Below are 12434 nucleotides of genomic sequence, written 5' to 3'. Positions count from 1 at the left end.
CACGTCTGGCGGCAGGTGCCGCCGCCAGGCTTTTCATTGCAGGAGAGTTAGCATGGCTATGGATAAACGCGTGGTTGCAGTGCTGGATGCCATTGTGAACGATCCCGGTATCACAGGGACGAAGCTTGAAGCGCAGTTTTGCCTGACGCGCAAACAGTTGAGCTATACGTTGAAAAAGGTGAATGACTACCTGGAGTCGAACCACTTCGACCGGATCAACCGCCTGAAAACCGGGAAGCTGAATATCCCACGCCATGTGATTGAGCATTTTCGTCAGAATCAGACCTCGGAAACCGAGCATCGCTACCTCTACTCGGAAGAAGAACGTGGGCAGATGATTATCTTTATGCTGCTGACCCGCAACGAACGGCTGTCATTGTTGCATCTCTCTTCTTCACTTAGCGTTAGCCAGAATACGATTATCAACGATCTGAAAAAAGTGCGTACCGAGGTTATTGAGCACGGGCTGGAGATAAGCTACGACCGAGGCAACGGCTACCATATTCTGGGTGAGGAGCTGGAAAAACGCTATCTGCTGCTGAATTGTTTACGCCGGGTTCTGGAAATTCCGGTTGCCAAAAATATCCTCGCTCAATACAACAACGTTATGAGCGATTATCTGGAAAAGGTCGGCAACGTTTTCAGTGAAATTGAAAAGCGTTTTAAAATTCAGTTTACCGACCGCCAGCTTCAGGAGCTTATTTATTTTATCTGCTTTGTCCTGCATCGTATTGATTCAGGGAAAAGCCTGGTCAATATTCCGATCAGCTACGCTGATATTATTGGCAGCAGAGAATTTACCCTGATGCAGAGCGTTATCAGTAAAATCAATATCAATAGCGAAAATGAACTGGTTTTCCTGACGGCACTGATCCAAAGCTCAAATATTCAAAGTATTGCCGATAAATATTTTCACCTCGATACGCTACTGCTTGAAAGCGTAGTCGCGGTGGTCGACAGCTTTGAAAAAATAAGCTGCGTCACGATCAAAGAGAAAAATGAGCTGATTGAGAAAATCTATCAGCATTGGAAACCGGCCTATTACCGTATTCGCTATCATCTGAGCAACACCAGCAGCGTTTACGATCTGGTGGTGAAAGAGTTCAGCCATCTGCATGAGATGGTTCGCCGCGCGGCGGTGCCGTTTGAGACGGTACTGCACTGCGAAATTCCTGATGAAGAGATGGCGTTTTTAACGGTGCTCTTTGGCGGTTGGTTGACCCGCGAGGGGGTTATCCATCAGATTAAAATCCAGAAAACGGCGGTCGTGGTGTGTGAAAATAGCGCGACCATTTCCACTTATCTCTTCCTGACGTTGCAGGTACTTTTCCCGGAGCTGCACTTTACCGAAGTGATGTCACGACGCGAGTTTGAGCGCTATACCGGGCACTACGATGTGGTTTTCTCGACCACGCACCTGAACACCAGCAAGATGGTGTTTGTGGTGAATCCGTCCATCAGCAGCATTCATAAAAGTGCGTTCCGCAATCATGTGATCGGCGCGCTACAGGGTGTGGACCCGAATATCATTCAGATAGAGCAACTGCTGCTTATCTTCGAACGCTTCGGCAATATTATCGATCATAAAGGGCTACAGCGTGCGCTCGCTAGCTATATCTATGATGAGAACAGCGCCGTGAGTGCGGCAGGCAGCATTGAGCCGCCGACGCCATCGCTGACGGACCTACTGCAGCGCGAGCACGTTCAGTTCGTCACCTCGCTGCCGGACAGCTGGCAGCAGGCTATTACTCAGGCGTCGTCATCGCTGCTGGTGTGTGGCGTGATTGAACCACGCTATCTGCAAATCATGCTCAATAAAATCGCCGATGAACAGCCCTATATCATGCTGGCCGATGGCGTGATTATTGCTCACGCTGGTGTTGATGATGGCGCGCTGGATACGGGTATGGCGTTATTACGCTTACCTTCTAAGATTGATTTTGCGGGTTATATGCAGGCCGATATTATTATTGTTCTGGCGACCAACAACCCACAAAAACATCTTAAGGCATTGGCGCAATTAAATGAATTTCTCGAGTTTTATGACGGCGGCAATGTTATTCGCCGCGCGCAGGATGAATATGCGCTGATAAACAAACTTTTCCATCATCAGTAATTATTAATTAAAAATCGTTGCAGTCAGAAAACGGCAACGTTATTTCCCGGCAATGATTGTCGCGACATCGCTCGCCCCTATAATCGTATACAGGATAAATATTATGTTAGACATTCAGAAAAAACACGTCGTTGAAATGGCCAGAACCGCTCAGCAATGGGGACTGTGTAAACATAAAGCAGGTAATTCCAGCGTACGGGATAAAGAGACGGGATTTATTCTGGTAACCCCAACTACGATCGACAAAATGGATTTAACGCCGCGCGATATTGTGGTGATGGACGTTGAAGCTAATGTCATTGAAAGTGAAGCTGGATTGCGTCCTACCAGCGAATGCCTGATGCATATCGAAATTTATAAGGCGCGTCCTGACGTTTTCGCCATCTCCCACACGCACTCTCTCTATGCCACCTCATTTGCCGTGTTGAATAAACCGATCCCGGCGGTGGTGTACGAATGCGCGATCCTCAACCTGAAAGACGGGGTGATTCCGGTTGCGCCTTATGGCCGCCCAGGTACGCCCGCGCTGTCGAACAGCGTCATCGAACCTATCCAGCGCGCCGACGCCATTCTGATGGAAAAACATGGCGCAATCGGCGTGGATAAAGATCCGTACGAAGCGGTGCTGAAGTCTGCCTATCTGGAAGAGATGGCGCAGATTTACTACCACGCGCTGGTCATTAACGGCGGTAAGGAGCCCGAATCTTTCGCGCCGGAAGAGCTGCAGCGCTGGGCCTACCCGTCACAAATCAAATTTGCCCGCTAATTGAGATGCCCGCCCGTGCGGGCGGGACATTCATGGAGAGAACGCATGAAAAAATTTTTGAATCAGGCGGAGGACTTTATCCCGGAGATGCTGGAAGGCATCTATCTGGCGCACCCCGATGCTTTTCGTTTGGTGAACGATGATCCGCACTGCCTGGTGGCCGCACGCCCGGTACCTGGCAAGGTCGGAATTGTCACCGGCGGTGGCTCGGGGCATCTGCCGCTGTTTCTGGGCTATGTGGGGCAGGGCATGCTGGACGGCTGCGCGATTGGCGATGTGTTTCAGTCGCCCTCGCCGGCGCAAATTTTGGCCGTCACCCAAGCGGTGGACCGCGGGGCTGGCGTGCTCTATCTGTACGGCAACTACAACGGCGATATTTTTAATTTTGATATGGCCGCGGAAATGGCCGATATGGAGTGCGATATTCGCACCGCGACGGTAGTCGCTGCCGATGATTCGGCGGGCGCCGTGCCTGGGGGTGGAGAGGCGGCAACCCGACGTGGCGTCGCGGGTATTTTCTTTGTCTACAAATGCGCGGGGGCGTCGGCGGCCAGAATGGATGATCTGGAAACCGTCCAGCGCATTGCGCAAAAGGCGGGCGAGCGCGTGCGTACGTTGGGCGTGGCGCTGTCGCCGTGCATCGTACCGCGTATCGGCAAGCCGGGGTTTCATATTGGCGATCGCGAAATGGAGATTGGCATGGGCATTCATGGTGAAAGTGGTATTCGCCGTGGCCCACAGCTAAACGCAGAATCGATCGCCGAAGAGATGATGTCCTGGCTGCTGGCGGATTCGCCCTGCCAGCAGGGGGATGAAGTGGCCGTCTTGATCAATGGCCTTGGTGCTACGCCGCTGGAAGAGTTGTATCTGATGTATCGCCACGTGCACCAGATTCTGGCAGAAAGCCACATGCGCGTTTTCCGCGTATGGATTGGCGAGTTTGCTACGGCGATGGAGATGACCGGTATGTCTATCAGTCTGATGCCGGTGGATGAAGAGCTGAAAACACTGCTCAATGCCGGGGCCGATACGCCGATGTTTCGGCAGTTTTCGGCTTAAGGAGGCGTGATGACCATAGATACGCAGAGTCTGCGGCCGCTTTTTACTGAATGGGCCCGAATCATGGAGGCTAACAAAACGGTGCTGACCGAGTTGGATAGCGTGGTTGGCGACGGTGATTTGGGGCTGACCATGAGCGATGGTTTCGCGGCGGCGGCGCGCTACGCGCAGCAGAGCGACGAACGTGACGTAGGGCGATTTTTCTATATGGCGGGCAAGGTGATGGCTTCGGCGGTGCCGTCGACCATGGGCACGCTAATGGCTTCCGGACTGATGCAGGCAGGTAAGTCGTTTAAAGGTCGGGAGGTGCTGGGCTTTACGGATGCCGGCGCGCTGTTTCAGGCCTGGTACGATGGCGTGCAGCAGCGTGGTAAAGCGCAGCCGGGAGAAAAAACTTTTCTTGATGGTATGGCCCCTGCGCTGGTGGCGCTGCACGCCAGCGATGAACCGCAGACGGCAGCGAGGAAAGCACTGTTGCTGGCGCAGCAGGGCGTGCAGCAGACGACGGGCATGCTGGCAAAGCATGGCCGTGCGGCGATTCACGGTGAACGGTCGCGCGCATTTGTCGACCCTGGTGCAATGGTCGCGCAGCTCCTGATCCAGGGCTATTTTAACTTCGTACAGGCTATGTGTCCGTCAGACGGACTGTAAGTAAGGAGCCAAAATTATGTTGAAAGAAGTGGTGAAAATCAGCAATCAGCACGGCATTCACGCGCGTCCAGCTGGGGTGCTGGCCAAAGTCTGCGCGCAGTATCAATCGCGGATCGAGATGATCTACGACGGTAAGGTTATCAAGGGAAAAAGCATTATGAGTATTTTGGGGGCCGGTATTAAAGGTAAAGGATCGCTGGAGATCATCTGTAGCGGCAGCGATGAGCGAGAAGCGATGGCGAAGCTGAAAGTGCTGTTTGCGGAAGGTTTCGGTTTTGACTAGGCACGGGGCGGTGAAAAAAGGGTTCATGTTTTCACATGAACCCAGCGCCTGATGGCGCTTCGCTTATCAGGCCTACAAATTTCAATGTGTAGGCCGGGTAAGGCGTAGCCACCACCCGGCATCAGTGAACTACAGCGTGATGACGTCGAATTCGACTTCGGTATTCACGTCAGCATCGTAATCCACTTCGTCGAGGCCAAAACCGAACAGGTTCAGGAATTCCTGCTTGTACCCTGCATAGTCAGTTTCTTGCGCCAGGTTTTCGGTGGTGATCAGCGGCCACAGGTCGCGACATGCCTGCTGAATGTCTTCGCGCAGTTCCCAGTCATCCATACGGATACGCTGGTTGTCATCAAGCGCCACTTTGTCGCCATACAGGCTGGTGGTCATCAGACGGTTGATCTGCTCGATACAGCCTTCATGAATCCCCTGTGCTTTCATCAGTTTGAAGACCATGGAGATGTACAACGGCATTACCGGAATGGCGGAAGACGCCTGAGTGATAACGGACTTCAGTACGGCAACGTTCGCGGAACCGTGCAGCGGAGCCAGCTGGTTACGCAGTTCGCCCGCGGCGCGATCGAGGTCTTCTTTTGCTTTGCCCAGCGCGCCGTGCCAGTAGATTGGCCAGGTCAGGTCGGTACCGATGTAGGAGTAGGCTACGGTTTTCACGCCGTCAGCCAGCACACCGGCTTCGCTCAGCGCGCCCATCCACAGTTCCCAGTCTTCGCCGCCCATAACGGTGACGGTGTTCTGCACTTCTTCTTCGGTTGCCGGCTCAATGCTGGCGGTGATGATCTGATCTTTGTTGGTATCGATCGCTTTAGAGGTGTAAACCTCACCGATTGGCTTCAGCGCAGAACGGACGATTTCACCGGTTTTCGGCATTTTACGCACCGGGGAAGCCAGTGAGTAAACCACCAGGTCAATCTGACCCAGGTCTTCTTTGATCAGTTTGATGACTTCATCGCGGCATTCATCAGAGAACGCGTCGCCGTTGATGCTCTTGGCATACAGGCCTTCACGTTTTGCTGCCTCATCGAAGGCAGCAGAGTTATACCAGCCCGCGGAACCCGGTTTGGTTTCCGTGCCTGGTTTTTCGAAAAATACGCCGATAGTGGCGGCACCGCTGCCAAACGCGGCGGAAATTCTGGACGCCAGGCCATAACCGGTGGAAGCACCGATGACCAGCACGCGGGAAGGGCCGTTAGCGATTTTCCCGTTTTTCTTCACATAATCGATCTGTTTTTCCACATTGACTTTGCAGCCAGTCGGATGGGTCGTTGTACAGATGAATCCACGAATTTTTGGTTTGATTATCATAATGATGGCTAATTAAGTTTGTATTTTCGCTGTCAAGTGCGCAATGACACCGTCTGTTCTGGCTTGCTTAACATAATGGTTAACAAGCCCCCCACTGCACCTCTGTTTTCAGCACCTTAAAACTCAATGAGGAGGAGGTCTGACAAACATCGGCCACGGAACCGGCTGATCCGCCGGGCATTCTCAGTCATGCAAATTCCGCTTATCTATTATGGCACGGGGCATTATACAGAAAAGGAGCGTCAATACTGAATCTACCACTGATTTTCGCCGTCCGGCGCTGTGTCCAATGGCGCAACGGGATGCATGTAAGAACATGCACCCCGTTGAATGATGGCGATAATCAGTTAGCCCCGCTGGGCAAATTCGGCCATAAACTGCAGGATCAGCGCCATGGAGACGGCGCCGGGATCGCAGTGCCCGATGGCCCGCTCGCCCAGATTCTTTGCCCGTCCGAAGCGGGCAACCATGGCCGCGGTTTTTTCCGATCCCACCATAGCCGCCTGTGCGCAGTGGGATAGCGATTCAGACAACGGTAGCGCAACGTCAGCGTTGGCTCGCTCAGACGCTGCGGCCAGTGCATCGACCATCGTTTTATCACCGGGCTTTGCGCCGCCGCGTTGGTGGATGGCCTGCATGCCTATCGCCAGCCACTCGGCCAGCGCGGCAGCATCAAAGTCAGTCTGGCCCATCATCCCTTTTCCTCCAGTGCGGAAGAGGGTGCCGAAAATGGCCCCGGAAGCGCCGCCCATGCTGGTCATCAGCCGCGTCCCGCTATGCAAAAGACAGTCGCCGATATCGGCGGGTGCAAAATCGGCGGATGTGAGTAAAGCGTGTAGCGCGGTAAAGCCGCGCTTGATGCCAATACCGTGGTCGCCATCGCCAATGACCTGATCGAGCGCGGTCAGGCGTGGTTCACTGGCGATCATTCCCTCACAGACATACCGTAGGCAAGCGGTGAATTGCGTTACATTCATCTTATTTTCTCCAGCCGAGCGTATTAATGGGGTAGTCATACAGACGCTGCATTTCCGCATCTAGCCGCAGCAGGCTGAGTGAGAAGCCAGACATCTCCAGCGAGGTACAGAAATGTCCCACCTGCACGTCATAGGTGGTGATGTCACGTTCTGCCAACGCCATACCGACTTTACGGGCTACCACCATCAGCTCGGTGTTGCTCAGCGCCCCCAGATTATTGATGCTGACGCAGACCTTATCGCCCCGATCAAACGGCAGGTCATCGCCCAGTCGTGCGATCATCATCTCCACCAGTTCATCGGTCTGCGGCAGGGGAATGCGGCACAGCCCGGGCTCGCCGTGTATACCAATTCCCAGTTCGATCTCATTTTCTGCCAGGCTAAAATTAAAGGTGTCGGACTGCGGTAAAGCGCAGCCGCTGAGCGCCACGCCGAGGGTACGCGTATTGTGGTTGGCTTTCCGCGCCAGCGCTTCCAGCGCGGGCAGCGTGTAATGCTCAAACTGTGCTGCCGCCCCCGCCAGCTTGTATAAAAATGCCAGCCCGCCGACGCCACGACGGTCAAACATTCTTTCTGGCGGTGCAGAGGCAATATCATCGGTGGCGCGAACGGTACGGCATTCAATGCCTTCTTCCGCGAGGATCTCGGTGGCGATATCAAAATTCATGCCGTCGCCGGAGTAGTTCCCGTAAAGAAACAGTACGCCGTTGCCCTGATGAACGGCGCGGCTGGCCTCAATAATCTGATCGGGAGAGGGCGAGGTGAAAACCTCGCCGAGCGCGCAGGCGTCGATCCCGCCTTCACCGACAAACCCGGCGAAGGTGGGTTCATGGCCGCTGCCACCGCCGCTGACGATAACGGTCTGCGCCGCTGATTCTACCGTTCGATAGACCGCGCAGTATTCCGCCAGAGGGTGGAGTTTCCCCATCCCCGCATATACGAGCCCCTGCATGATTTCGCTGCGGATATTATCGGTGTTGTTGAACAGCTTTTTGGGTTTCTGCATTGTTACTCCCTCTCGTAAGGTACTGTTTCTTTACAGACGATTTTACCTGCGACGCTCGTTTTCCCCTGGCACCTTTGATACCAATTAATCTCCCGACGAAGGGGCATTATTTCAGGTTGCGCTTAGCGGGAATTGGCGATAGTTATGAAGCGAGTGATGACACTATTCAGCGAGGCAGGCAGATGGCGGGACGCTTTCAGGGATTTGCACAAGAAGGGCTCGATTTTCTTCAGCAGGTGCGAATAGAGAACGATAAAACATGGTTTGAAGAGCACCGATTTATCTACGAACGCAGCATTCTCACGCCTTTTCGCGCGCTGGTGGACGATTTAGCACCGACGATGCTGGAGATAGACCCGCAGCTTGAGACGCGGTCGGCGATTGGCAAAACGCTGTCGCGCATTCATCGTGACACGCGTTTCTCGCACGATAAATCGCTGTACCGCAGCCGGATGTGGCTCACTTTCAAACGTTCGGCGAAAAACTGGACCGATGCGCCAGCATACTTTTTTGAAATCAGTCCAGATACCTTGCGCTATGGGCTGGGCTACTACAGCGCCAGCAGGCCGACCATGGATCTGTTCCGTCATACGCTGCAACAACGTCCGCAGCAGTTTTTGTCGGTGGCCGAGTGCTGCGGCGCGCCGTTTGAGCTGGTGGGTGAAAGTTACAAACGGCTGCGGGCTAAGGGCCTCGATCCGACGATTTCCGACTGGTATCACCGCAAATCCTTTGCTGCAATGGCGACGGATACCGACGTGGAAAAACTGTTCCACGCCGATCTGGTCACGCAGTTAGCCGACGGCTTTCGCCAGCTGGAGCCGCTGTACCAGTGGCTGATGACGGTAGAAACGATGAAGCAGATTGACCCGGAAGACCTGTAGTCATCACTTTCCGTCGTCGATTTTTCTCTCGAGGACGATCTTCCAGAACGCATCGATCAGCGGTTCATGCAGCCGCTTTTTCGGCGCGCAGACGCCCAGCTCGAACGGCGTTTTCTCGTCGCTGCGCTCTAAAATCATCACGCGGTTACGTACCGGCTCCGGGCTGTTTTCCAGCACCACTTCCGGCAGTAGCGCCACGCCGCAGCCCAGCGCCACCATTGAAACCATCGCCTCGTGGCCGCCCACCGTAGCGTAAATCGATGGGTTGCTGATTTTATGACGGCGGAACCACAGCTCAATGCGGCGGCGTACCGGCCCCTGATCGGCCATGATAAACGGTACCGTCGACCAGTCGGGTTTCTCGACGGAAACCTGATTACGCACCGGGCAAGGCAGCGCCGGGGCAATCAGGACGACCGCCAGATTCTCTAACATGGAAAACGCTACCGCGCCGGGCAGCGTCTCGGGCTTACCGGCAATCGCCAGATCGGCCTCGCCGGTGACCACTTTGTCCATCGCATCGGCGGCGTCGCCGGTGGTGAGCTTGATTTCCACCGACGGATGTTCGGCGCGGAAGCGGTCGAGGATTGGCGGCAGATGGCTGTACGCGGCGGTCACCGAACAGAAAATATGTAATTCACCCGACAGCGACGGCCCTTGTTGGTCAAGCGTGTGGCGCAGCTGCTGGTATTGCAGCAGCGTCTGCTGGGCGAATACGCGCAGCTCTTCGCCCGCTTCGGTCAGCGTGACCGTACGGTTATCGCGTACAAACAGCGGCTGACCGAGGTCTTCTTCCAGGCGCTGAATTTGTCGGGAGAGCGTGGAGGGGCTGACGTGCATCGCCCGCGCGCTGCGGCCAAAGTGGCGGCTATCCGCCAGATGCAGGAACATTTTCAGATCGCGTAAATCCACGAATTCTACTCCCTCTTTTAACGTTGCAGAAATTGCAATGTGACGTTGTGAATATATCAATTTCCGCAATAAATTTCCTGTTGTAATGTGGGTACATTCTCGCTGAAACGCGAACCGAACAATAAGACAGTACAACATCACGAGGTACCACCATGGCTAACTACTTTAATACACTGAACCTGCGCCAGCAGCTGGCGCAGCTGGGCAAATGTCGCTTTATGGGTCGCGACGAATTCGCCGATGGCGCAAGCTACCTTCAGGGTAAAAAAGTGGTCATCGTCGGCTGTGGCGCACAGGGTCTGAACCAGGGCCTGAACATGCGTGACTCCGGTCTGGATATCTCCTACGCTCTGCGTAAAGAAGCCATTGCTGAGAAGCGTGCTTCCTGGCGTAAAGCGACTGAAAACGGCTTCAAAGTGGGCACCTACGAAGATCTGATCCCGCAGGCTGACCTGGTGGTTAACCTGACCCCGGACAAGCAGCACTCTGACGTAGTACGTTCCGTACAGCCGCTGATGAAAGACGGCGCGGCGCTGGGTTACTCCCACGGCTTCAACATCGTGGAAGTGGGCGAGCAGATCCGTAAAGACATCACCGTTGTGATGGTGGCGCCGAAGTGTCCGGGTACTGAAGTGCGTGAAGAATACAAACGTGGTTTCGGCGTTCCAACCCTGATCGCCGTTCACCCGGAAAACGATCCGAAAGGCGAAGGCATGGCTATCGCCAAAGCGTGGGCCGCAGCTACCGGCGGTCACCGTGCGGGTGTACTGGAATCCTCCTTCGTGGCAGAAGTGAAATCTGACCTGATGGGCGAGCAGACTATCCTGTGCGGTATGCTGCAGGCCGGTTCTCTGCTGTGCTTCGACAAGCTGGTGGCAGAAGGCACCGACCCGGCTTATGCGGAAAAACTGATTCAGTTCGGCTGGGAAACCATCACCGAAGCGCTGAAGCAGGGCGGCATCACCCTGATGATGGACCGTCTGTCTAACCCGGCGAAACTGCGTGCTTACGCGCTGTCCGAACAGCTGAAAGAGATTATGGCGCCGCTGTTCCAGAAACACATGGACGACATCATTTCCGGCGAATTCTCCTCCGGCATGATGGCTGACTGGGCCAACGATGATAAGAAACTGCTGACCTGGCGTGAAGAGACCGGCAAAACCGCGTTCGAAACCGCTCCGCAGTTTGAAGGTAAAATCGGTGAGCAGGAGTACTTCGATAAAGGCGTTCTGATGATTGCGATGGTGAAAGCGGGCGTTGAGCTGGCGTTCGAAACCATGGTTGATTCCGGCATCATCGAAGAATCTGCTTACTACGAATCACTGCATGAACTGCCGCTGATCGCCAACACCATTGCCCGTAAGCGTCTGTACGAAATGAACGTGGTTATCTCTGATACCGCAGAATACGGTAACTACCTGTTCTCTTATGCTTGCGTACCGCTGCTGAAAGAGTTCATGACCACTCTGCAGACCGGCGATCTGGGCAAAGCGATTGCCGAAGGTGCGGTAGACAACGCGCAACTGCGCGACGTGAACGAAGCGATTCGCAGCCACGCTATCGAGCAGGTTGGTAAGAAACTGCGCGGTTACATGACCGATATGAAACGCATTGCCGTTGCTGGCTAAATAGGATGTCGGGTGGCGCTTGCGCTTACCCGACCTACGCACAGCAGATGTAGGCCGGGTAAGGCGTAGCCGCCATCCGGCAAAAAAATCCCGGCGCCTGAACGCTCCGGGATTTTTTATTAGTTACGGTACAGCACCTTAATGATGTGATAACCGAACTGGGTATGCAGCGGGCCGGTCGGCTCCAGCACCGGGCAGGAGAAGACGACTTTATCGAACGCCGGAACCATCTGGCCCTGACGGAATTCACCTAAATCACCGCCGCGTTTGCCTGATGGGCAGATGGAATGCTTTTTCGCCAGCTTGCCGAAGTCTGCGCCGTTTTTAATCTGCTCCAGCAGATCCAGGGCCAGTTTCTCTTCTTTAACAAGGATATGCAGTGCTGCTGCTGTTTTCGCCATGATTGTGCCTTCAAAAGGGGGTCAATGAGGCTGGCGATTTTAGCATGGCTTATCGGCGATACAGCACTTTGATGATGTGGTAGCCAAATTTGGTCTTGACCGGTCCGTAGGGTTTCAGCAGCGGACAGCTGAAAACGGCGGCATCAAATGGTCCCACCATCATCCCCTGTTTAAATTCACCCAGATCGCCGCCGTTGCGCCCGGAAGGGCAGCGAGAGTAGCGTTTCGCCAGATGATCGAAGCTGATACCACGATCCAGTTTGCTCAGGATCTCCAGAGCCAGTTTTTCTTCTTTTACCAGGATATGCAGGGCTGCCGCGCTCTTTGTCATGGGCTCTATCTCGTCGTGGGGGGCTATCCAATACTTTACCATCTGGCGGGTAAATCTCCGCCTGACTTTCTGCTACAATCCACACCCCCGTGTTTAC

At 54.4% G+C, this 12434-nt stretch carries 13 protein-coding genes; 7 read left to right on the top strand and 6 right to left on the bottom strand.

What is annotated here, in order from left to right:
- Nucleotides 1-52 precede the first annotated feature (52 nt).
- The 5 genes from H7R76_RS22825 (at nucleotide 53) to H7R76_RS22805 (ending at nucleotide 4875) form a co-directional block, all read left to right on the top strand.
- Nucleotides 53-2116, top strand: a complete 2064-nt coding sequence (locus H7R76_RS22825; RefSeq protein ID WP_182929706.1) for a BglG family transcription antiterminator — start codon at nucleotides 53-55, stop codon at nucleotides 2114-2116.
- A gap of 103 nt (nucleotides 2117-2219) precedes the next feature.
- A complete protein-coding gene (locus H7R76_RS22820) occupies nucleotides 2220-2882 on the top strand; it encodes a class II aldolase/adducin family protein (RefSeq protein ID WP_182929705.1) in 663 nt (220 codons plus the stop codon).
- Between the two features lie 45 nt (nucleotides 2883-2927).
- The gene (locus H7R76_RS22815) at nucleotides 2928-3941 is read left to right on the top strand and encodes a dihydroxyacetone kinase subunit DhaK (protein WP_106929787.1); all 1014 of its coding nucleotides are present in this window, start codon (nucleotides 2928-2930) and stop codon (nucleotides 3939-3941) included.
- A 9-nt stretch (nucleotides 3942-3950) separates the two neighbouring features.
- Entirely contained in the window at nucleotides 3951-4592 is a 642-nt protein-coding gene (locus H7R76_RS22810; protein ID WP_106929789.1) for a dihydroxyacetone kinase family protein, read from the top strand.
- A gap of 16 nt (nucleotides 4593-4608) precedes the next feature.
- Complete coding sequence (locus H7R76_RS22805; protein WP_106929791.1) at nucleotides 4609-4875, top strand: HPr family phosphocarrier protein; 267 nt, start codon at nucleotides 4609-4611, stop codon at nucleotides 4873-4875.
- A gap of 129 nt (nucleotides 4876-5004) precedes the next feature.
- Here the strand turns inward: H7R76_RS22805 and fabV are convergent, their stop codons facing one another.
- The 3 genes from fabV to H7R76_RS22790 all read right to left on the bottom strand — a co-directional run bounded on the left by fabV (nucleotide 5005) and on the right by H7R76_RS22790 (nucleotide 8181).
- A complete protein-coding gene (gene fabV, locus H7R76_RS22800) occupies nucleotides 5005-6198 on the bottom strand; it encodes an enoyl-ACP reductase FabV (RefSeq protein WP_106929793.1) in 1194 nt (397 codons plus the stop codon).
- Between the two features lie 347 nt (nucleotides 6199-6545).
- Nucleotides 6546-7175, bottom strand: coding sequence for a dihydroxyacetone kinase subunit DhaL (dhaL, locus tag H7R76_RS22795; protein WP_106929795.1), 630 nt, complete (start codon nucleotides 7173-7175; stop codon nucleotides 6546-6548).
- 1 nt (nucleotide 7176) lies between these two features.
- A complete protein-coding gene (locus H7R76_RS22790) occupies nucleotides 7177-8181 on the bottom strand; it encodes a dihydroxyacetone kinase subunit DhaK (protein WP_182966562.1) in 1005 nt (334 codons plus the stop codon).
- 182 nt (nucleotides 8182-8363) lie between these two features.
- Between H7R76_RS22790 and H7R76_RS22785 the strand changes: the two genes are divergently transcribed.
- Nucleotides 8364-9065 carry a DUF2461 domain-containing protein gene (locus H7R76_RS22785; RefSeq protein ID WP_106929799.1) on the top strand — a complete coding sequence of 234 codons (702 nt, stop codon included), beginning with the start codon at nucleotides 8364-8366 and terminating at the stop codon, nucleotides 9063-9065.
- Nucleotides 9066-9068: 3 nt separating this feature from the next.
- Here the strand turns inward: H7R76_RS22785 and ilvY are convergent, their stop codons facing one another.
- Nucleotides 9069-9977 (bottom strand): HTH-type transcriptional activator IlvY, encoded by a 909-nt coding sequence (gene ilvY, locus H7R76_RS22780; RefSeq protein ID WP_106929801.1) that lies wholly within the window; start codon nucleotides 9975-9977, stop codon nucleotides 9069-9071.
- A gap of 152 nt (nucleotides 9978-10129) precedes the next feature.
- Here ilvY and ilvC point away from each other — a divergent pair, with 152 nt between their 5' ends.
- Nucleotides 10130-11605 carry a ketol-acid reductoisomerase gene (ilvC, locus tag H7R76_RS22775; protein ID WP_182966560.1) on the top strand — a complete coding sequence of 492 codons (1476 nt, stop codon included), beginning with the start codon at nucleotides 10130-10132 and terminating at the stop codon, nucleotides 11603-11605.
- A gap of 119 nt (nucleotides 11606-11724) precedes the next feature.
- On the opposite strand, the gene ppiC (H7R76_RS22770) is transcribed toward ilvC, so the two are convergent.
- Both ppiC (H7R76_RS22770) and ppiC (H7R76_RS22765) read right to left on the bottom strand, forming a co-directional pair.
- Nucleotides 11725-12006, bottom strand: a complete 282-nt coding sequence (ppiC, locus tag H7R76_RS22770; protein WP_001140251.1) for a peptidylprolyl isomerase PpiC — start codon at nucleotides 12004-12006, stop codon at nucleotides 11725-11727.
- Nucleotides 12007-12055: 49 nt separating this feature from the next.
- Nucleotides 12056-12337 (bottom strand): peptidylprolyl isomerase PpiC, encoded by a 282-nt coding sequence (gene ppiC / locus H7R76_RS22765; protein WP_106929805.1) that lies wholly within the window; start codon nucleotides 12335-12337, stop codon nucleotides 12056-12058.
- Nucleotides 12338-12434 lie beyond the last annotated feature (97 nt).

Source organism: Klebsiella sp. WP8-S18-ESBL-06 (genome assembly GCF_014169755.1).
GTDB classification, from domain to species: Bacteria; Pseudomonadota; Gammaproteobacteria; order Enterobacterales; family Enterobacteriaceae; genus Kluyvera; species Kluyvera ascorbata_B.
This window is presented reverse-complemented; position numbering and strand designations above follow the sequence as displayed.